At 75.5% G+C, this 20,313-nt stretch carries 17 protein-coding genes and 1 riboswitch; of the genes, 11 read left to right on the plus strand and 6 right to left on the minus strand.

The window, feature by feature from the left end:
* Nucleotides 1–28: 28 nt before the first annotated feature.
* Nucleotides 29–1,003: an N-acetylmuramoyl-L-alanine amidase gene (locus ACGFS9_RS13840; RefSeq protein WP_393253040.1), complete on the plus strand. Its 975-nt coding sequence runs from the start codon at nucleotides 29–31 to the stop codon at nucleotides 1,001–1,003.
* Nucleotides 1,004–1,176: 173 nt separating this feature from the next.
* Complete coding sequence (locus ACGFS9_RS13845) at nucleotides 1,177–1,998, plus strand: hypothetical protein (protein WP_393253041.1); 822 nt, start codon at nucleotides 1,177–1,179, stop codon at nucleotides 1,996–1,998.
* Between the two features lie 287 nt (nucleotides 1,999–2,285).
* Here ACGFS9_RS13845 and ACGFS9_RS13850 read toward each other — a convergent pair whose 3' ends face one another.
* A complete protein-coding gene (locus ACGFS9_RS13850; RefSeq protein ID WP_393253043.1) occupies nucleotides 2,286–2,846 on the minus strand; it encodes a hypothetical protein in 561 nt (186 codons plus the stop codon).
* A gap of 160 nt (nucleotides 2,847–3,006) precedes the next feature.
* On the opposite strand from ACGFS9_RS13850, the gene ACGFS9_RS13855 reads away from it, so the two are divergent.
* Nucleotides 3,007–3,300, plus strand: a complete 294-nt coding sequence (locus tag ACGFS9_RS13855; RefSeq protein WP_393253045.1) for a hypothetical protein — start codon at nucleotides 3,007–3,009, stop codon at nucleotides 3,298–3,300.
* A 54-nt stretch (nucleotides 3,301–3,354) separates the two neighbouring features.
* On the opposite strand, the gene ACGFS9_RS13860 is transcribed toward ACGFS9_RS13855, so the two are convergent.
* From ACGFS9_RS13860 to ACGFS9_RS13870, 3 genes are read right to left on the minus strand one after another with little or no spacing between them, the layout of a single operon-like run.
* Nucleotides 3,355–4,431, minus strand: coding sequence for a prenyltransferase (locus ACGFS9_RS13860; protein WP_393253046.1), 1,077 nt, complete (start codon nucleotides 4,429–4,431; stop codon nucleotides 3,355–3,357).
* Nucleotides 4,428–5,201, minus strand: coding sequence for a class I SAM-dependent methyltransferase (locus tag ACGFS9_RS13865; protein WP_393253047.1), 774 nt, complete (start codon nucleotides 5,199–5,201; stop codon nucleotides 4,428–4,430). The genes ACGFS9_RS13860 and ACGFS9_RS13865 overlap by 4 nt, the downstream gene beginning before the upstream one ends.
* The gene (locus ACGFS9_RS13870) at nucleotides 5,195–6,625 is read right to left on the minus strand and encodes a glycosyltransferase family 4 protein (RefSeq protein ID WP_393253049.1); all 1,431 of its coding nucleotides are present in this window, start codon (nucleotides 6,623–6,625) and stop codon (nucleotides 5,195–5,197) included. Before ACGFS9_RS13870 ends, ACGFS9_RS13865 begins: the two co-directional genes overlap by 7 nt.
* A gap of 238 nt (nucleotides 6,626–6,863) precedes the next feature.
* On the opposite strand from ACGFS9_RS13870, the gene ACGFS9_RS13875 reads away from it, so the two are divergent.
* On the plus strand, nucleotides 6,864–7,559 hold the full coding sequence (locus ACGFS9_RS13875) for a TetR family transcriptional regulator (protein ID WP_393253051.1): 696 nt from the start codon (nucleotides 6,864–6,866) through the stop codon (nucleotides 7,557–7,559).
* Nucleotides 7,560–7,937: 378 nt separating this feature from the next.
* Here ACGFS9_RS13875 and ACGFS9_RS13880 read toward each other — a convergent pair whose 3' ends face one another.
* The gene (locus ACGFS9_RS13880; RefSeq protein WP_393253053.1) at nucleotides 7,938–8,606 is read right to left on the minus strand and encodes a phosphotransferase; all 669 of its coding nucleotides are present in this window, start codon (nucleotides 8,604–8,606) and stop codon (nucleotides 7,938–7,940) included.
* A 101-nt stretch (nucleotides 8,607–8,707) separates the two neighbouring features.
* Nucleotides 8,708–8,773, plus strand: a riboswitch (cobalamin riboswitch).
* A gap of 132 nt (nucleotides 8,774–8,905) precedes the next feature.
* On the opposite strand from ACGFS9_RS13880, the gene ACGFS9_RS13885 reads away from it, so the two are divergent.
* The 6 genes from ACGFS9_RS13885 to ACGFS9_RS13910 all read left to right on the plus strand — a co-directional run bounded on the left by ACGFS9_RS13885 (nucleotide 8,906) and on the right by ACGFS9_RS13910 (nucleotide 15,628).
* Entirely contained in the window at nucleotides 8,906–10,141 is a 1,236-nt protein-coding gene (locus ACGFS9_RS13885; RefSeq protein ID WP_393253055.1) for a prenyltransferase/squalene oxidase repeat-containing protein, read from the plus strand.
* Nucleotides 10,138–10,809 carry an SCO2322 family protein gene (locus ACGFS9_RS13890; protein WP_393253057.1) on the plus strand — a complete coding sequence of 224 codons (672 nt, stop codon included), beginning with the start codon at nucleotides 10,138–10,140 and terminating at the stop codon, nucleotides 10,807–10,809. Before ACGFS9_RS13885 ends, ACGFS9_RS13890 begins: the two co-directional genes overlap by 4 nt.
* 373 nt (nucleotides 10,810–11,182) lie before the next feature.
* Nucleotides 11,183–12,256, plus strand: a complete 1,074-nt coding sequence (locus ACGFS9_RS13895) for a CbiQ family ECF transporter T component (protein WP_393253085.1) — start codon at nucleotides 11,183–11,185, stop codon at nucleotides 12,254–12,256.
* Nucleotides 12,253–13,959, plus strand: a complete 1,707-nt coding sequence (locus ACGFS9_RS13900; protein WP_393253059.1) for an ABC transporter ATP-binding protein — start codon at nucleotides 12,253–12,255, stop codon at nucleotides 13,957–13,959. Before ACGFS9_RS13895 ends, ACGFS9_RS13900 begins: the two co-directional genes overlap by 4 nt.
* Nucleotides 13,956–14,837 (plus strand): ECF transporter S component, encoded by an 882-nt coding sequence (locus tag ACGFS9_RS13905; RefSeq protein WP_393253060.1) that lies wholly within the window; start codon nucleotides 13,956–13,958, stop codon nucleotides 14,835–14,837. The genes ACGFS9_RS13900 and ACGFS9_RS13905 overlap by 4 nt, the downstream gene beginning before the upstream one ends.
* A gap of 371 nt (nucleotides 14,838–15,208) precedes the next feature.
* Nucleotides 15,209–15,628, plus strand: coding sequence for a transglycosylase SLT domain-containing protein (locus ACGFS9_RS13910; RefSeq protein WP_393253062.1), 420 nt, complete (start codon nucleotides 15,209–15,211; stop codon nucleotides 15,626–15,628).
* 711 nt (nucleotides 15,629–16,339) lie between these two features.
* Here ACGFS9_RS13910 and ACGFS9_RS13915 read toward each other — a convergent pair.
* Entirely contained in the window at nucleotides 16,340–18,391 is a 2,052-nt protein-coding gene (locus tag ACGFS9_RS13915) for a bifunctional glycosyltransferase 87/phosphatase PAP2 family protein (protein WP_393253064.1), read from the minus strand.
* Nucleotides 18,392–18,794: 403 nt separating this feature from the next.
* On the opposite strand from ACGFS9_RS13915, the gene proP reads away from it, so the two are divergent.
* On the plus strand, nucleotides 18,795–20,180 hold the full coding sequence (gene proP, locus ACGFS9_RS13920; RefSeq protein ID WP_393253066.1) for a glycine betaine/L-proline transporter ProP: 1,386 nt from the start codon (nucleotides 18,795–18,797) through the stop codon (nucleotides 20,178–20,180).
* Nucleotides 20,181–20,313: the final 133 nt, after the last annotated feature.

Genomic DNA, 20,313 nt, shown 5'->3' on the forward strand with positions numbered 1-20,313 from the left:
CACTCGAACGGCCCTTAAGGTGGCTGACGTGTCGTACGCAGGCCCTGACTTCGATCCGCCTCCGCCGCGCCGTCTCCGGCGCGGGCCGCTGACCGTCGCGGTCGCGGCGCTCGTCCCCGGCGCGCTGGCCGGCTGGCTGGTGTGGCTGGCCGTGGGCGGCGACGCGGGGGACGGGTCCGCCCCCGCCGCCTCGTCCTCCGCGTCCGGCTCCGGCGCGCCCTCCTCGGCCGGCTCCGCCTCCGCCGCGGCACCGGACGACGGCAAGGCGGGGACGTCCCCGGAGCCGTCCTCCCCGGCGTCGGCCGCCGGCACGCGGCCCGCGGGCTCGGGCCCGCTCAAGGGCAAGGTCGTGGTGATCGACCCGGGCCACAACCCGGGCAACTTCCAGCACACCGCGGAGATCAACCGCACGGTGGACATCGGCACGAACCGCAAGGAGTGCGACACCACGGGCACCTCCACGAACGCGGGGTACGCGGAGGCCGTCTTCACCCTCGACGTGGCGCAGCGGATGCGGACGATCCTCCAGGACGAGGGCGCGACCGTGAAACTGACCCAGGACGGCGACCGCTCCTGGGGCCCCTGCGTCGACGAGCGGGCCCGGATCGGCAACACCGCCCACGCGGACGCGGTGGTCTCGGTGCACGCCGACGGCTCGGCGTCCGGCAACCGCGGGTTCCACGTGATCCTGCCCGGGTCCGTGCACGCGGGCGGTGCCGACACCCGCCCGATCGTCGGACCCTCGCGCGACCTGGGCGAGCGTATCGCCGGGCGGTTCGTGCACGAGACCGGCAGCGCGCCCTCCAACTACATCGGCGACGGAACCGGGCTGGACGTGCGCACCGACCTCGGCGGTCTCAATCTGTCAACGGTTCCCAAGGTGTTCATCGAGTGCGGCAACATGCGCGACGCCAAGGACGCCGCGCTGCTGACCAGTGGCGCCTGGCGGCAGAAGGCGGCGCGGGGGATCTCCGAGGGAATCGTGAGTTTCCTGCGCGGTTAGCGATCGACCCGGCGAACCCGGCGGACACCCAGATCGGGCGGGCGATAGTGTCGTCCCTACGACGAGGGGCCGCCCCCGCGCTTCCCACCGGGACCCGACGACGACACCATGACGGCGACACGGTGAGCAGCGATGCCTCCACCGAAGACGAGACGACTGACGAAGGACCTGAAGTGAATATCCGCTCCCTCACTCGAGGCGACGGCGTGGTGATCGGAGCAGCGGTGTTGCTGTTCATCGCGTCGTTCCTGAAGCTCTACTCCGTTTCCGGTTTCAACGTGGACACAACCGCATGGGACGGCCTCGGAACCGGCATGGGGGTCTACATGGGCGGGGTGATCGGTGCCGCCCTGATCATCGCCAACCGCTCCCTGCCGCAGCAGCGCAAGCTCGCCGGCCTCGACTTGGGCACGGTCGGAGTGGCCTTCACCGTTCTCGTCGCGTGGATCACTTTCTGGTCCCTGGTGGACGTTCCTGACTCGGCCAGCCCTGGCGCCGGAACGATCCTCGGTTTCCTCGCGGCCCTCGTCCTCGCCGCGGGCGCCGTGGCCACCCCCCTCGTCCCCGCGCTGAAGGTCGCTCTCGTCGGCGCCCCCAAGCCCGCCGCCCCGCAGCCCTACGGCGGTCAGCCGCAGGGTGGTTACGGCTACCCGGGGGCCCAGCAGCAGGGACAGCCCGGCCAGCCCTACGGGGCGCAGCCGGCGCAGCACGGCCAGCCGTTCGGCGGTCAGCAGGGCGGTCAGCAGGGCGGTCAGCCGCAGACCTCGGCCGCCGCGCAGCCGCAGCAGCCCGCGCAGGACTTCTCGCCGTTCTGGTTCGCCGTACCGGTCGCGCGGCCCCTGTACTCGGAGGACGGCGGGCAGTCGCCGATCGCCGAACTGGCGCCGGGCACCTGGTACCTGGCCGTCGAGCAGCGGGGCGGCGCCCTGGTGGCGCAGACGCAGGACGGCCGGCGCGGCGTCCTGCAGGACACGTCGGGCATCCAGCGCGGCTGACCCGACCCGCTCTCACACCGGCCCCTCGCCCTTCGCGGCGGGGGGCCGGTGCCGTACGGTCGTGCCCCGCCCCTGGACGGGCGGACCGACGTGACAGGCCGTCAGAAGTGCTGTACCGGAGAGTTTCTGCGGGTCGCTCTCGTGGTCGGCGCCGGGGACGCGGTCCCCGGCGGACCGGGTGGCGGCGGCCCGGACCGGCCTGCCGGTGCCGCCTCCGGCCCCCGCGGCCGCCGCGCGTCCTCGCCGGCCCCACCGCGTGGGACCCGCGGCGCCGCTCAGCCCCCCGCTCAGCCCCCGCTCAACTGCGCGGCCGACGGCACCCGGTCGGTGACCTCGGCTCCCGCGCTCCGGCCCGCGTCCTTGATCCGGCCGATGACATCGTCGAAGGAGTTCGCGACGGAGTCGGTCGACTCGCCCTTGCGGAGCTTGGCGGGCAGCCCCTTGAGCGCCTCGATGCCCGCGGCGAGCGGGGCGACGGCCCGCGCGAGCGCCGGATCACCCTGGGCGTTGTCCGAGGCGGCCTTGAGGCGGTTGTACGCGAAGGCGCCGGCGAGGCCGGCCTTGACCAGGGCGAGCCTGCGGCCCTTGGCTCCCTTCGCGAACGAGCCCGCCCGGTAGGGCTTGACGATCCACTGGTAGGTCGCGCCGGCCGCGAGCCCCGCGTTCGCCACGAAGCGGGTCTTGGCGAACTTCTGCCGCTCGGCCGAGGCCGTCGCGCCGGGGGTGCGCGTGGCGGAGGCGGAGGTGTCCTGCGCTCCCGACCCGTCGCCCCCGCAGGCGGAGGTCCCGCCGGCCAGGGCGCAGCAGAGGGTGAGCGCCACCAGCAGGCGCCGCAGGGATGGGGGCACGGCATCCTCCGGGTGGGCAGGGGGGTTCTCCCCGGTGCGCCGCGTCCCCGGGTCCCGGCTGACGCGGCTCTCCCCGGCAGCCTCACCCCGTTCGCACACCTGCGCCACCCGGCCGGGCCCGTTCGGGTTTCATCCCGCGGAAGGGGGCAACACGCCGGTCATGTCCCCTAGATATCGCAGCGGCTCGAACTCCGCGGGGACGGTCATCGCGATCGTCGCGGACGTCATGGCCGTCATCCTCGGTCTCTGGATTCTGATGTATCTGCTCGACGCCAATCGCGGCAACGACCTCGTGCAGTTCATCCACGACGCGGCAAGCTGGCTCGCCGGCTGGTCGCGTGACCTGTTCACCTTCGACGAGGAGTGGGCGCGCGTGGTCGCCGGCTACGGACTCGCCGCCGTCGTCTACCTGTTCATCGGCCACGCGGTCGCGAACCGCATCCACCGGCACTGACGGCCGGGACATCCGGGGCGTCCGGATGTCCGGCCGCGAGCGGCCGACCGCGGGTCAGGCCCGGGCGCAGCAGTCGGGGTCCAGACCGGCGGGCAGCCGCTCGCCGCCGAAGACGGAGCAGGTCGGCTCGTCGCCGCCGAGTGCGGCGACGGCCAGCAGCAGGGAACCCGCCGTCCAGGTGGTGAGTTCCTCGGGCCACACCGCCCCGTCCTCGTAGACGTACCCCGTCCAGTACAGCCCGCTCTCCGGATCGCGCAGGTGCTGGATGGACTGGAGGATCTCCAGCGCACGGTCGGACTCGCCCACCGCCCACAGGGCGAGGGCGAGTTCGGCCGATTCGCCGCCGGTCACCCACGGGTTGGGGACCACGCAGCGCACCCCGAAGCCGGGCACCACGAAGCGCTCCCAGTCCGCGTCGATGCGGGACTTGGCCTCCGCGCCGGTCAAGGCGCCGCCCAGCACGGGGTAGTACCAGTCCATGGAGTACCGGTCCTTGTCCAGGAACCGCTCCGGATGGCACCGGATGGCGTGCCGCAGCGCGCCGGCCGCCAACTCCCAGTCGGGCTGCGGCTCCTCGCGCTGCTCGGCGATGGCCAGCGCGCAGCGCAGTGCGTGGTGGACGGACGAACTCCCGGTCAGCAGGGCGTCGGCGACCGCCGTGCCGTCGTCCTCGCGCTTCCAGCCGATCTGCCCGCCGGGCTGCTGGAGCCGCAGTACGAACTCGACGGCCGCGTAGACGGCCGGCCACATGCGGTCCAGGAACACCTCGTCGCCGGTGGCGAGGTAGTGGTGCCAGACGCCGACCGCGATGTAGGCGCAGAAGTTGGTCTCCCGGCCGCGGTCGGTGACCTCGTCGAACTTCCCGTCGGCGTAGGCCGCGTACCACGATCCGTCGGCGTTCTGGTGGCGGGCCAGCCACGTGTAGGCGCGCTCGGCGGCCTCGTGTTCGCCGGCGGCGTCGAGCGCCATGGCGGCCTCGGTGTGGTCCCACGGGTCGAGGTGGTGGCCGCGGAACCACGGGATGGCCCCGTCGGGGCGCTGCACGGCGAGGATGCCGCGCACGGTGGCGGCGGCCTCCTGCGCGGTGAGGACCCCGGGCAGGACGAGGTGTTCCGTCCGGGGCGTGGTCACGTGGCGTCCGCCTCGGACGTGCCCGCGCCGGTGTCCGCCGCGCCGGGCAGGCGGGGCAGGTGGGGCTTGGTCGCGTAGGCCACGAAGCTCTTGCCGATGAGCGGGTTCAGCGCCCGTTCGGCGGCCCGGGTGGCCAGCGGCTTCTTCATGATGTCCCAGACCAGCAGCTTGTGGTAGGCGCGGACGGGCAGCGCGCGGTCGTTGTCGACGCCGAACGCGCACTTGAGCCACCAGTAGGGCGAGTGCAGGGCGTGGGCGTGGTGGGAGCCGTAGGGCCGCAGTCCCGCCTCGCGGATCCTGCCGAGCAGTTCGTCCGCCTTGTAGATGCGGATGTGGCCGCCCTCGACCTCGTGGTAGGCGTCGGACAGGGACCAGCAGACCTTCTCCGGGCCGTAGCGGGGCACGGTGACGGCGATGCGGCCGCCCGGCCGCAGGACGCGGACCATCTCGGCGAGCACGCCCTTGTCGTCGGGGATGTGCTCCATCACCTCGGAGATGATGACGACGTCGAAGGACTCGTCGGGGAAGGGCAGCGCGAGGGCGTCGCCCTCCATCGCGGTCGCGGTGGCCCCGGCGGGGGCCTCGCCGGCCTCCTTCATCGCCGCGAACCACTTGGCGACCTCGCGGATCTCCTCGCCGTTCTGGTCCAGCGCCACGACCTGCGCGCCGCGCCGGTAGCACTCGAACGCGTGCCGGCCGGCACCGCATCCGAGGTCCAGGACACGGTCGCCCGGGGCGAGCGGGAACCGGGAGAAGTCGACGGTCAGCACGTGGCCCTGCTTTCGCGGTTGGCTGCAACGGGTTCGGTGGCGGGGGTCGGGTCCGCGGAGGCGGTGGCGCCGGCCGCGGGCGCCGCGGCGGCCGTCCGGCGGGAGCCGGGCCGCGGGGCGGAGTGGGCCATGGCGGCGCGGTAGTGGGCGACGGTGCCCTCGGCGGCGCGGGCCCAGGTGAACCGCTCCAGGACCCGGGCGCGGCCGGCGGCGCCGAGACGGGCGCGCAGCGACCGGTCGCCGAGGAGCCGGCCGAGAGCGGCGGCCAGAGCGCCCGGGTCGCCGGGCGGGACGGCGAGGCAGGTCTCGCCGTCGGCGCCCGCGACCTCGGGGATCGCGCCGCCGGTGGTGGCCACCAGCGGGGTGCCGGTCGCCATGGCCTCGGCGGCGGGCAGCGAGAAGCCCTCGTACAGGGAGGGCACGCAGGCGACGTCGGCGGAACGGACGAGGTCGACGAGTTCGGCGTCGGAGATGCCCTTGACGAACTCGACGGCGCCGTGGAGGCCGTAGCGCTCGATGGCCTGGGCGACCGGGCCGTCCTCGGCGCGCCGGCCGACGACGACCAGATGGGCGCCGGGGTGCTCGGTCCGCACCTTCGCGAGCGCCTCGACGAGGAAGACCAGGCCCTTGAGCGGCACGTCGGCGCTGGAGGTGGTGACGATGCGGCCGGGGACCCGGGGCACGGAGGGGTCCGGCGAGAAGAGGTCGGTGTCCGCGCCGATGTGGACGACGTGGACGCGGTCCCGCTCGACGCGCAGGTGGTCGACGATCTCCTGGCGGGAGGTGCCGGAGACGGTGAGCACCGACGGGAGGCGGCGGGCGACGCGCTTCTGCATGCGGGTGAAGGCGTACCAGCGGCGGACGGAGGCGCGGCGCTTGAGGCCCTCGGCGGCGTCGAGTTCCAACTGCCGGTCGACGGTGATGGGGTGGTGGATGGTGGTCACCAGCGGGGCGCCCACGTCGCCGAGCAGTCCGTAGCCGAGCGTCTGGTTGTCGTGGACCACGTCGAACTCGCCCCGCCGGGCGCGCAGATGACGGCGGGCCCGCAGCGAGAAGGTCAGCGGCTCGGGGAACCCGCCGGTCCACATGGTGGCGACCTCCAGGGCGTCGACCCAGTCCCGGTACTCGCCGCGCCCGGGGGTGCGGAAGGGGTCGGGCTGGCGGTAGAGGTCGAGGCTGGGCAGTTCGGTGAGGCTCAGGCCGGGCAGGCCGTCGTCGTCGTCGAGGACGGGGTAGGGCTGCGAGCCGATGACCTCGACCCGGTGCCCGAGCCGGGCCAGTTCGCGCGAGAGGTGCCGTACGTACACCCCCTGGCCGCCGCAGAAGGGGTTTCCCTTGTAGGTGAGGAGCGCGATGTTCAGGGGTCGGTCCCCGTCGGCCGCCGTCCCCTTCCCGGGGCCCGCCTCCATGGCCTCAGCGGTCACTTCCGGTCCCCTTCTCCCTGCACTTTCCCGCGAGGTTACGCCGGGACGCTAATCTAGAACAAGTTACAGACTTGATCGTTCAAGGAGCATTGAATCTACCGGCAGGTAGCGCCGCTGCGAGCGGTGGACCGGGTGATTCACGCCACGACCGGGTGGCGGGATCGGCCGGTCCGCGGTGCGGCGGGCGGCCCCGCCCCGCCGATTCCTCGCTCCCCACCTGCTGTCACGGAGCGGAACCATGTCTGCGGAAGCCAAGGCGGACCCGAAGAACGCACGCCCGGCGGCGGGGGCCGGGCGGGCCGCGGCCCCCGGCCGCGCGCACCCCTCGTCCTCCGAGCCCTCCGAGCCCTCCGCACCGCTCACCGAGCGGCAGGAGGCGCGCCGGCGCCGCATCCTGCACGCCAGCGCCCAACTGGCGGGCCGGGGCGGCTTCGACGCCGTGCAGATGCGCGAGGTCGCGGAGTCCTCGCAGGTGGCGCTCGGCACCCTGTACCGCTACTTCCCCTCGAAGGTGCACCTGCTGGTCGCCACCATGCAGGACCAGTTGGAGCGCATGCACGCCACGCTCCGCAAGAAGCCGCCGGCCGGGGAGAGCGCGGCGGAGCGGGTGGCGGAGACCCTGATGCGGGCGTTCCGCGCCCTCCAGCGCGAGCCGCAACTCGCCGACGCCATGGTCCGCGCGCTGACCTTCGCCGACCGCGGCGTCAGCGCCGAGGTCGACCGGGTGTCCCGGCAGACCACCATGATCATCCTGGACGCGACGGGCCTCACCGACCCGACCCCGGCGCAGCTCTCCGCGGTCCGCGTCATCGAGCACACCTGGCACTCGGTGCTCATCACCTGGCTGGCAGGCCGGGCCTCCATCGCCCAGGTCAGGACGGACATCGAGACGGTCTGCCGGCTGATCGACCCCCCGGGGCCGGAGGGACCGTAGGGGCCGGAGGGACCGTAGGGGACGGCCGGCGGCAGGTCGCCGGCGCTCCTCCGGGCCCTCGTCCCGGGCGCTCCCGCCGGCACCGGCCCGCCGCACGGGCCCAGGAGCCCAGGAGTGGAACCGCCCGCGGGCCGGCAGCCCGCACGGTGGGGCATCGCGGCCCCGGCCGGCCGGGGCCCGTACGCACCCCGGGGAGCGCGGACGGGCCGGGGCGGTGCCGGGCAGCGACCGGCGACTCACGCGGCCCGGTGTCGGGCGCCGGGCCGCGCCGGCCCACGGAGCCGCCGATCCGCGGACCGGTACGGCCCGCCCGGACCGGCCGCGCCCGCGCCCCCACTCCGCGGACACGGGCCGCGGGGCCGGTGTCGGCGGGCGGTGTCAGCGGGCGCCGAGCAGCGACCGGACGGACGCCTGCGCGGCGCCGAGCAGGCCGGTCTCGCGGGCGCTCATGGTCGGGTTGGCCGCCCGGCGGCGCAGGGCCTCGGCGAGACCGTCGTCGGTGACCCGGTCCTCGTTCGAGTCGAGCAGGGCCCGCAGGGTCCGGTCGGCCGCCGGCGCCATCGCTCCGCCGCCCACGGCGACCTGGGCGAGGATCACCGCCGACACCGCCCAGTCCAGGCCCGGCGGGCCCTCCTCGGCGTTGGCCCAGTCGATGACCTTCGGCCCGTCCGGGGTGAGCATCACGTTGTCGGGGTGCAGGTCCAGGTGCAGGACGCGGGCGGCGGGGTCCGCGCAGCGGCGGGCGGGCACCGCGTGCAGCCGGTGCAGCAGCCGGGCCAGCACGAGCCCGGCCTCGGCGGCGGACAGCAGGTCCCGGCCGAGCGCCTCCAGCATCGTCGGTCCGGGCAACCGCTCCATCACCAGGTCGGCGCGGGTCGCCGCCCGGACCTCCGGGACCGGATAGCCGTGCGCGTGGACGTGCCGCATGACCGCCGCCTCGGCCCGCGCGTCGCCCCATCCCTCCCGGTCCCGTCGCAGCACCCACGCCTCGTCGATCTCGTAGACGTCCGCCGAACGCCCCGAGCCGAGCAGTCTCCCCGTCGCCATGCCCCGCAACCTAGTCGGGCCGGCCCGGGGTTGCGCAGGCCACACCCGGGCTCGCACGTACGGCCGGTAGAGTGAGCCCGTCGTCATCACACCCGTACGAGGAGAAGCCGGTGCGAATCCGGCGCTGACCCGCAACCGTGAGCCGCCTGTCGGCGGTGAGCCGGATCGCCTCGCCCGGGACGTGACCGGCTCGTGCCCTCGGCAGCCCGCCGACGGCAGGCACCGTCGAGGGATACGGAGCCGGAGCCCCCGGGAGCCTTCTCGTGCCCGGTGCTGCCCGGCTCCCCGCAGGGAGAGTCATGTTCGTTCGCCGCACCGCCGCGGTTCTGGCCGCCACCACCGTGATCGGAGCGGCCCTCGCTCCGGCCGCCCTCGCGGCGGGCTCCTCCCCCTCGCCGTCGACGGCGGTCCCCTCGGGCCTGTACGGCACCGCCGACCCCACCTACGACGGGGTGTGGCGGCAGTCGCTCGCCCTGCTCGCCCAGCACACCGTCGGCGTGCGGCCGGCCCCGAAGGCGGTGGACTGGCTGACCGGCCAGCAGTGCGCGAACGGCGCGTTCGCCGCGTACCGGGCGGACGCCTCCGCCGCGTGCGACGCCACGACGCAGACCGACACCAACAGCACCGCCGCCGCCGTTCAGGCGCTGGCCGCGCTCGGCGGGCACGACGACGCCACCGGCCGGGCGGTGGCCTGGCTGAAGTCCGCGCAGAACAAGGACGGCGGCTGGGGCTACATGGCCGGCGGCCCCAGCGACACCAACTCGACGTCCGTCGTGATCGGGGCGCTCGCGGCGGCCGGCACGAATCCGCGGAGCGTCGCGAAGGACGGCGCCTCCCCCTACGACGCGCTGCTGAAGCTCGCGATGCCGTGCAAGGGCAAGGACGGCGGCGCCTTCGCCTACCAGCCCGACAAGAAGGGCGCGCTGGCGGCGAACGCCGACGCGACCGCGGCCGGTGTGGTCGGCAGCCTCGGCAAGGGGCTCGCGCCCGCGGCGGGCGAGAGCCACGACCCGGCGCCGTGCGCCACCCCCGACTCCCCCGGGCCGCGCGACGCGGCGGCCAACGGTGCCGCGTACCTGGCCACCGCGCTGGCGAAGACCCCGTACCTGAAGTCCGCCCTCGCCGGGGCCGAGGACCAGCCCGACTACGGCAACACCGCCGACGCGGTGGTCGCCCTCGCCGCGGACGGCGCGGCCGAGGACGCGCAAAAGCCGCTCGCCTGGCTGGAGAAGAACGCCGCCGGCTGGGCCGCCAAGTCCGGCCCCGCCGCGTACGCCCAGCTGATCTTCGCCGCGCACAGCACCGGCACCGACCCGCGCGACTTCGGCGGCCAGGACCTCGTCGCGCGGCTGAACGCGACGGGCCCCGCCCCGTCCGCGGCCGGCGCCTCGGCCACCCCGGACGAGACCAAGGACGACGAGAAGAAGGACGACGGCGACGGACTCGGCGTGTGGTGGATCGTCGGCGTCGGTCTCGTCGCCGGCATCGGCGTCGGCTTCCTGATCAGCGGCCGCAACAAGAACCGGCAGCCGTGACCGTCCGCCGGACGGCCGCGCCGGCCCTGGCGCTCGCTCTCGGCCTCCTGCTCCTCGTCCTCGGCGGCGCCGGGCGGGCGCACGCGGTCGGCTACCGCTACTGGTCCTTCTGGGAGCTGGCCAGCGGGAAGTGGACGTACGCCACCGAGGGCCCGTCGACCGCGCGGCCCTCCGACGGGGCCGTGGAGGGCTTCCGCTTCGCGGTGAGCGAGGACTCCCGGCACGCGGTCCAGCCGCGCGGGGAGCGCGCGTTCGACGCGATCTGCGCCGGCACCGCCGCGCGACCGGGCACGAAGCGCGTGGCGCTGGTCATCGACTCCGGCACGGCCGCTGACGCGCCGTCCGGCGAGCGTCCGCCCGCCCCGCGCACCGCCTGCGCCCGCGTCGCTCCGGACGCGTCCGCCGCGGAGGCGCTGGCCGCGGTGGCGAAGCCGCTCCGGTACGACACCAACGCCCTGCTGTGCGCGATCGCGGGATACCCGCGCACGGGCTGCGGCGACACGGTCGCGGCGGACGAGGCGACCGGGTCCGAGGCGACCGCGTCCGCCCGTCCGCATGCCGCGGACCCGGCCGGTGGCGGCCCGTCCCTCGGTCTGTGGGCCGGTGTGGCGGCCGTGGCGGCGCTCGGCGGGGCGGCCGTCTGGCAGGCCCGCCGCCACAGGAACTGAGCGGCACGCCATGACCGAGGCCCGGCACGAGGGTCCGGACGCGACACCGGTCCGCGTTCCGGCCGGGGACGCCCCGGCCGGAACGCCGCGCCCCCCGCAGGCACCGGCCCGCCGCGTCCCCGCCCCCGGCGACCCCGCCCCCACCCGCCCGGCCGGGGGCGCCGACACCGGGCCCCCGGAGCCCGCGGCACGCACCGTCCGGGCTCCGGGGACCCCCGGCCGGCCCCTCCCGGGCGCGCGGGCGGCCGGGTCCGCCCGGACCGCGGGCGACCGCGTCGCGGACGCCCGGAGACGGCCGGAGCGCGGCGGTCCGCCGGCGTCCCCCTCGGCGGCGGGCGGCCGGACCGCCGCCCGGTCGGCCCGCGGCAACGCCCTGCATCCGGGCGCCTGGTGGGTGTGGGCGCTGGGTCTGGGCACGGCGGCCTCCCGGACCACCAACCCCCTGCTGCTCGCGCTCCTCATCGCGGTGGCGGGCTACGTGGTGGCCTCCCGTCGCGGCGAGGCGCCCTGGGCCCGCTCCTACACGGCCTTCGTGAAACTGGCCGCCGCCGTCCTCGTCATCCGGCTGGGCTTCGCCGTGGTCCTCGGCTCGCCGATCCCGGGCACCCATGTGATCGTCACGCTTCCCGAACTGCCGCTCCCGCACTGGGCGCAGGGCATCCGGGTCGGCGGCCGGGTCACCGCCGAGGGCGTGGTCTTCGCGCTGTACGACGGCCTGAAGCTGGCCGCCCTGCTCGTCTGCGTGGGCGCGGCGAACGCCCTGGCGAACCCGGCGCGGCTGCTCAAGTCGCTGCCGGGCGCGCTGTACGAGGCGGGGGTGGCGGTGGTGGTCGCCCTGACGTTCGCCCCGCACCTGATAGCCGACGCGCAGCGCCTGCGCGCCGCGCGCCGGCTGCGCGGCCGTCCCGACCGGGGGCTGCGCGGACTGCTCCAGGTCGGGCTGCCGGTCCTGGAGGGCGCGCTGGAGCGCTCGGTGGCCCTGGCCGCGGCGATGGACGCGCGCGGCTACGGCCGGACGGCCGAGGTGCCGCCCGCCGTCCGCCGGACCACCGGCGCCCTGACCCTCGGCGGGCTGCTCGGCGTCTGCGCGGGCACCTACGGGCTGCTCACCTCCGAGGGCGGCGGCTACGGACTGCCGGTGCTGCTGACCGGACTCGCCGCGGCGCTCGGCGGGTTGTGGCTGGGCGGCCGGCGCACCCCGCGCACCCGGTACCGGCCCGACGTCTGGGGGGTGCGGGCCTGGCTGGTCGCCGGTTCGGGGGCGGTCGTGGCAGCCCTGATGATCCTTGCCGCGTCCGGCGACCCCGCCGCCCTGCACCCCGGCGTCGTCCCGCTCGTGGCGCCCGAACTGCCCCTCGGGCCCGCGGCGGCGGTCCTGCTCGGGCTGCTGCCCGCCTTCGCCGCCCCGAGCCCCCAGCACGCCCCTGCCCCCGAGGAGCCCTCATGATCCGCTTCGAGGACGTCTCCGTGACGTACGCCGGCGCGGCCGGTCCGGCCGTCCGGGGGGTCGACTTCGCGGTCCCCGAGGGCGAACTCGTGCTGCTCGTCGGCCCGTCGGGGGTCGGCAAGTCGACCGTGCTCGGGGCGGTCGGCGGGCTGGTGCCGCACTTCACCGGCGGCACCCTGCGCGGCCGGGTCACCGTGGCGGGGCGGGACACCCGCACGCACCGGCCGCGCGAACTGGCCGACGTGGTGGGCACGGTGGGCCAGGACCCGCTGTCGCACTTCGTGACGGACACCGTGGAGGACGAACTCGCCTACGGCATGGAGTCGTTGGGCCTCCCGCCCGCCGTGATGCGGCGGCGGGTCGAGGAGACGCTCGACCTCCTCTCCCTGACCGACCTGCGGGACCGTCCGATCGCCACCCTCTCCGGCGGCCAGCGCCAGCGCGTCGCGATCGGCTCGGTCCTGACGCCGCATCCCCGGGTGCTGGTCCTGGACGAGCCCACCTCGGCGCTGGACCCGGCCGCCGCCGAGGAGGTGCTCGCCGTCCTCCAGCGACTGGTCCACGATCTCGGCACCACGGTCCTGATGGCCGAGCACCGCCTCGAACGCGTCGTCCAGTACGCCGACCGGCTCGCGCTCCTGCCCGCGCCGGGCGCGGGCGTGACGCTGGGCACGCCGTCGCAGATCATGGCCGTCTCCCCGGTCCGCCCGCCGGTGGTGGAACTGGGGCTGCTGGCCGGCTGGTCCCCGCTCCCGCTGACCGTGCGCGACGCCCGCCGCCGCGCGGGCCTCCTGCGCGAGCGCCTCGCCGGACCGCACGAGGAGACCGGCGCGCCGCCGCGGCCCGGCCCCCTCCCCTCGGCTCCCACCCGGCCCGGACGTCCCGCACCGCTCCTCGCCCGCCTGCTGCGCCGGCGCTCCGCCTCGGCGGAGCCGGTCGGCTCCGCCGAGGCAGAGGTGGCCGTCGTGAAGTCGCTGGCGGTCCGGCGCGGGCGGGTGGAGGCGCTGCGCCGGGTGGATCTCACCGCGGGCCCCGGCGAGACGATCGCGCTGATGGGCCGCAACGGCGCCGGCAAGTCGACCCTGCTCGCGGCACTGGTCGGGCTGGTGGAGCCGGCCGCCGGGTCGGTGCGGGTCGGCGGCGCGACGCCGCACCGCACGGCGCCGCGCGATCTGGTCCGGCGCGTGGGGCTGGTGCCCCAGGAACCGAGGGATCTGCTGTACGCCGACACGGTGGCCGCCGAGTGCGCGGCGGCCGACGAGGACGCCGGGGCCGCCGCCGGGACCTGCCGGGACCTGGTGTCGCGGCTGCTGCCGGAGATCGGCGACGCCGCGCACCCCCGCGACCTGTCGGAGGGGCAGCGGCTGGCCCTGGCGCTGGCCGTGGTCCTGACGGCCCGGCCCCCGCTGCTGCTGCTCGACGAGCCGACCCGCGGTCTGGACTACGCGGCGAAGGCCCGGCTGGTCACCGTGTTGCGAGGGCTGGCCGCCGAGGGGCACGCCATCGTGCTGGCCACACACGATGTGGAGCTGGCCGCGGACCTGGCCCACCGGGTGGTGATCCTCGCGGACGGCGAGGTCGTCGCCGACGGGCCGGCCGCCGAGGTCGTCGTCGCCTCGCCGTCGTTCGCCCCGCAGGTCGCGAAGATCCTCGCGCCCGAGCCGTGGCTCACCGTCACCCAGGTCGAGAAGGCCCTCGCATGAGCACCCCCGAACCGTCCGGCCCCGCCCCCCGGGGCACCGCCCCCGTGCCGCGGGCCGGCGGGCCGGCGCAGCCCCAGGCGCGGGCCGTCCGTCTCGGCCCGCGGTCCGTCGCCGCCCTGGCGCTGGTCAGCGCCACCGGTGTCGGGGCGTTCGGCTGGCCGCTGCTCGCGGGCCCGGGCTCGCAGGTCGGCGCGCACGCCCAGGACGCCCCCTGGCTGTTCGCGGGTCTGCTGGTGCTGCTGGTCGCGGTCGTCGCGGCGACGATCTCGGAGTCGGGCCTCGGCCCCAAGGCGGTCGCCATGCTCGGCGTGCTGGCCGCGACCGGTGCCGCGCTGCGGCCGGTGGGAGCGGGGACCGCGGGCATCGAGCCGATGTTCTTCCTGATGGTGCTGAGCGGACGGGTGCTCGGGCCGGGCTTCGGCTTCGTGCTCGGGTCGGTGACGATGTTCGCCTCGGCCCTGCTCACGGGCGGCGTGGGGCCGTGGATGCCGTTCCAGATGCTGGCCATGGGGTGGTTCACCCTGGGGGCCGGGCTGCTGCCGGGGCCCGACCGGCTGCGCGGCCGGGGCGAGCTGCTGCTGCTCGCCGGGTACGGGTTCCTCGCCGCCTTCGCGTACGGCACCGTCATGAACCTGGCCGGCTGGCCGTTCATGGACACGCTGGCCTCGAACGTCGCCTACGACCCGCAGGCCGCGCTGCCCGCGAACCTGGCCCGCTTCCTGGCGTACTGCCTGGCCACGTCCCTCGGCTGGGACCTGGGCCGGGCGGCCGTCACGGTCGTGCTGACCCTGACGCTCGGCACGGCCCTGCTCAAGGCGCTGCGCCGGGCCACCCGGCGGGCCGCCTTCGAGACCCCGGTCACCTTCGGACCCGGCTGATCCGCGACCCGCGTCACACCGCGGGGCGACACGGTGTCGGGGACCGCGCACCCTCCGTCAGACCCGGAGTGAGGCGCCCCACAGGACGCACGTCACGTCCGAAGCGGCTTCGTAGGCGCACGGCATGACATGCGCGCATCAAAACAGCCGCTGACCTGCACGTTGAGAGCCAGGTCACACGCAGGACATTCACCCCGGATGCGACCACGACTAGTAAAAAGGGTCATTGCCGACAGCCGCCGAGCCTGTTTCTCTGGAGCAGTCGCCAGGCGCCGACGGCCCACCCGGGTCGCGGCGCCGACGTACGCCCCGCCACCCCCGGTGGTCACGGCATGCAAGCGGCCTCATGTCCCCGAGGAAAAAGGTTCTCCGTGTCCGTCTCCGTCATCCGCCGCGCCGTCTCGTCCCCGAAGAAGGCCCTCGCCGGCGCCGCCGTGGCCGCCGCCACCGCCGGCATGGTCCTGGCCGCGGCGCCCGCCCAGGCCGCCACGCCGACCAGCGCCTCCTCCGCGAAGGCGATCGCGCACAAGATGATCCCGGACTCCGGCCAGTTCAACGCCTTCAGCAAGATCGTCGAGCACGAGAGCGGCTGGAACCCCACCGCGACGAACTCCTCCTCCGGCGCGTACGGCCTGGTCCAAGCCCTGCCCGGCTCGAAGATGGCGTCCGCCGGCTCCGACTGGAAGACCAACCCCAAGACCCAGATCAAGTGGGGTCTCGACTACATGAACTCCCGCTACGGCAGCCCGGCCGGCGCGTGGAACTTCTGGCAGGCGAACGGCTGGTACTGATCAGCCGCACCCCCCTCCGAGCAGGCGGCGGCCCCCTGATCCCCGGGGCCGCCGCCTTCCGCCTGTCCGGACCCGCCGCACCGGCCCGTCCGACCGCCGCCGCCTCGGCTCGGCTCTGCCCGCGCCCGGACACGAGCGGGCGGCGCGGGAACGAGCGGGCGGCGCGGGACGCCGCGCGCGGGCCGCAGGTTGCGGGCCGAGGCCGTCGAGACGGCCTCCCCCGCGCCCCTGCCCGCCCCACCCCTCCTCACAGCCCCTCCCGCCGCCCGCGGGAGGGGCTGCGCCCGTTCCGGCCGGGTGCACGACCAGGCGGTGCGGGCAACGTCCGGAGTCCGGCCGGCGCCGACGACCGGACTCCGGCCCGCACAGCCGCCCTCGGCAGGGCCGCTCCGGTGCGGTCCGGCCCGCGCACAACCGCTCCCGGCGGGACTCCGGCGCAGGCGGGCGCGCGCACAGCCGCCGCCCGGCGGGACTCCGATGCCACCGGCCCGCGCACAGCCGCCCCCCGGCGGGGCCGCTCCGGTGCAGGCCGGCCCGTGCTCAGCCGCGCCTCCGGCGGGACTCCAGTGCGGGTCGGCACGCGCTCAGCGCCCCCGCAGCGCGCTTGGTGCAGGTCGGCGCGCGTTCAGCCGCCCCCCGGCGGGACTCCGGTGCGGGCCGGCGCGCGCTCAGCCGCCCCCCGGTGGGACTCCGGTGCAGGCCGGCGCGTGCTCAGCCGCTGGTGCGGCCGGCCGCCGGGACCGGGCTCGGCGTGGAGCCGGTGCGGGCCGGCGGCACCGGCGTCCGGGCCCGCGGCCCCTGGAGCAGGTGGGTCAGCCCGAACCCGGCGGCCACCACGGCCGCTCCGCCCACGGCGTCCAGCACCCAGTGGTTGCCGGTCGCCACGATGGCGGAGACGGTGAACAGCGGGTGCAGCAGGCCCAGCGCCTTCACCCACCACCTGCGCGCCAGGACGGCGACGACGAGCCCGCACCACAGCGACCAGCCGAAGTGCAGCGAGGGCATCGCCGCGTACTGGTTGGTGAGCGCCGTCAGCGTGCCGTAGTCCGGCTTGGAGAAGTCCTGCACCCCGTGCACGGTGTCGATGACGCCCAGGCCCGGCATCAGGCGCGGCGGGGCGAGCGGGTAGAGCCAGAAGCCGACCAGGGCCAGCAGGGTGGCGAAGCCGAGGGCGGAGCGCGCCCAGCGGTAGTCGGCGGGGCGGCGGACGTAGAGCACGGCGAGGACGGCGAGCGGGACGAGGAAGTGGAACGACGCGTAGTAGAAGTCGAAGAAGTCCCGGAGGAACCCGATCGTGGACACCGTTCGGTTGACGCCGCGCTCGATGTCGATGCCCAGGAACCGTTCGACGGCCAGGATCCGGTCGCCGTGGCGCTCGGCGGTGGCCCGGCCCCCCGCGTTGGTGCCACCGGTCGCGGCGAGCCTGACCTGCTGGTAGGCGGAGTAGCCGACGCGGATCAGAAGCAGTTCGAGCAGCAGGTTGGGGCGGGTCAGGACGCGGCCGGGCAGCGGGGGCAGCGGCACCCGCCGCCACCGGGTGCGCACCGGCTCGGCGCGCTCGGTGGGCACCGGCGTCCGGTGGTGGGCCGAGGCGCGGGGGAGGAACGGGACGAGGGTGGCCGCGGCGAGCGCGGCGATCAGCGCCACGTTGTCGCGCAGGGGGTACAGGGCCGCCATGTTCGGCAGCAGCATGCTCCCGGGCAGCGTCATGACGAGGACGACGGCGACGGGCCACATGTACCGGTCGGCGGCCTTCCTGCCCACCCGCCCGACGGCCGCGAGCAGCACCCACAGCAGCTGGTACTGCCAGGTGGTGGGCGACACGGCGACGGCCACGCAGCCGGTGACGGCGACCGCGAGCAGGAGCTGGCCGTCGCGGGCGTAGGACACCGCGCGGCGCAGTCCGAGGACGGCGACGACCGCGCCGAGTCCGAGGAAGAGGCCGATCTCCGGCGGCCCGGTCAGGCCGAAGCGCAGCAGCGCGCCGTGCAGGGACTGGTTGGCGAGGTCGTCGGCCGCTCTGCCCAGTCCGACGCCGGCCGGGTGGTGCAGCCAGTAGCCGGCCGAGTCCTCGGGCATCGCGGCCCAGGCGAGCGCGGTCAGGGCGGCGAAGGTGACGCCGGTGGAGGCGGCGGCACGGCGGCGGCCGGTGCACCACAGCAGCGGGGTGAACAGCAGCACCGTGGGCTGGAGGGCCGCCGCGAGGCCCACGAGGGCGCCGCAGGCGCGTTCCCCGCGGACGGCGAAGCAGCCGAGCAGGACGAGCAGGACCGGGAGGATGCCGCTCTGGCCGAGGTGGAGGGCGTTGCGCACCGGCAGCGACACCAACAGCAGGCTGACGGCGACGGGAGCGGCGAGCAGCGAGGTGCGGCGGCCGACGGGCTGCGGCAGGGCGCGGGCGGCGACCACGCCGAGGGCGACGACCAGCAGGAGGGTGCCGAAGGTCCAGCCCCAGCCGAGGGCCTCCTCGGCGGACCGGGTGAGGGGTTTGAGGGCGAGCCCCGCGAACGGCGTGCCGGTGAACCGGTCCGTGTCGTAGAGCGAGCCCTTCACGTGCAGCACGCCGTGCGGGCCGACCCAGGTCTCCAGGTCGGTCAGCCGGTCCGTCCGGGGGGCGCCGAGGACGGCGGCGACCTGGCGCGCGGCCAGCAGGGCCGCGACCGCCCAGAGCCCGGCGCGGAGCACGCCCAGCCGGGCTCCGGCCGTCCGCGCTCCCGCCGCGAAGGCATCTCCCGCTCGTCCGCCGTGCTCCACGTCCGCCACGCCCCGTCGGCCCTCCCGCCCCGCTCGTCCTGTCCGTCCCGTACGCCCCCGTATAGCAGTTTCCGGCCGGGCCCGCGCCGTCCGTGCCGCCCCCGCCAAAAGACGCCGGCAACCTCCGCGCCACCTGACGTCCCCCTGCGTTTTGTCCGAATGACGATAGTCGCCGGACGCCTCCGCACCACCCGGAGTCGGCGACTTACCTCACAGGCCGGCCCTCCGCACGGCGCGACGCGGTGCCGCGTCGCGCCTGCGCACAGCGCCTTTGGGCACGCTGGGCGACCGGACGGGCACCGCACGTGATCCGGACGAGTGGCTCTAAAGTCGCTTTTCGGCCTGCCCCCGGGCGGGCCGAGGTCCCGCCTCCGGGCGGACCGCGTCCCCGTCCCCTGCGGAAGGAAGGCCCTTGCCCACCGCGACCCCCGTAGCACCTCCGGCTCCCGCACCGGCCCCCGCGCGCCCGGCACCCCCCGAGGTCACCGTCACCGACCCGGCGCTGGTCAAGCGCGCCGTCAAGGCGGCAGCGCTCGGCAACGCGATGGAGTGGTTCGACTTCGGCGTCTACAGCTACATCGCGGTGACCCTGGGCAAGGCCTTCTTCCCCTCGGGCAACCCGACCGCCCAGCTCCTGTCGACCTTCGGCGCCTTCGCGGCGGCCTTCCTCGTCCGCCCCCTCGGCGGCATGGTCTTCGGCCCGCTCGGCGACCGCATAGGCCGCCAGCGGGTCCTCGCCCTCACGATGATCATGATGGCGGCGGGTACGTTCGCGATCGGCCTCATCCCGTCGTACGCCTCGATCGGTGTCGGCGCGCCCCTCCTGCTGCTCGCCGCCCGCCTGGTGCAGGGCTTCTCCACCGGCGGCGAGTACGCGGGCGCCTCGACGTTCATCGCCGAGTACGCCCCGGACAAGAAGCGCGGCTTCTTCGGCAGCTGGCTGGAATTCGGCACGCTCGCCGGATACATCGGCGGTGCGGGTCTGGTGACCCTGATGACCGCGCTGCTCTCCCGGGACGACCTGCTGTCCTGGGGCTGGCGCGTGCCGTTCCTGATCGCCGGCCCCATGGGTGTCGTCGGCCTCTACCTGCGGATGCGCCTGGAGGAGACCCCGGCGTTCTCGGCCGAGCTGGAGAAGGCCGAGACGGACCGCCCGAAGGTCCCGCTCCGCGAGATGATCACCGGCCAGTGGCGCGCCCTGCTGCTGTGCGTGGGCCTGGTCCTCGTCTTCAACGTCACCGACTACATGCTGCTGTCGTACATGCCGAGCTACCTGACCAGCGAGCTCAAGTACGACGAGACGCACGGCCTGCTGGTGGTCCTCGGCGTGATGGCGCTGATGATGATCGTGCAGCCCTTCGCCGGTGCGCTGACCGACCGGATCGGCCGCCGCCCGGTGATCGCCGCCGGCTGCGCCGGCTTCCTGGCCCTGTCCGTCCCCGCGCTGCTGCTGATCCGCCAGGGCTCCCTGGCGGCGGTCGGGCTCGGCATGGGCGCCCTCGGCCTGCTGCTGGTCTGCTTCACCGCCGCGATGCCGGCCGCGCTCCCGGCGCTCTTCCCGACCCGGGTCCGCTACGGCTCGCTGTCGATCGGCTTCAACATCTCCGTCTCCCTCTTCGGCGGCACCACCCCGCTGGTGGTCACCGCCCTCATCGGCGCGACGGGGAACATGATGATGCCCGCCTACTACATGATGGCCGCGGCCGTCGTCGGCGGTGCGGCGGTCTGGTTCATGAAGGAGTCGGCCGGCCGGCCGCTGCCGGGCTCCGCGCCGGCGGTGGAACCCGCACGCCGCTGACACCGCCCGCGAACGACCCGACCGCTCGGGCCGCGGTCGCGGCCCGCCGTCACCAGCATCACCGTCGCGGCCAACACGGCCGTCACTGCTCGACGTTGCACCATCAGTGTCCCTTCGACGCGGCGGTCCACCT

Origin of the sequence: Streptomyces sp. NPDC048566, assembly GCF_043199735.1 — a bacterium.
Classification (GTDB): domain Bacteria; phylum Actinomycetota; class Actinomycetes; order Streptomycetales; family Streptomycetaceae; genus Streptomyces.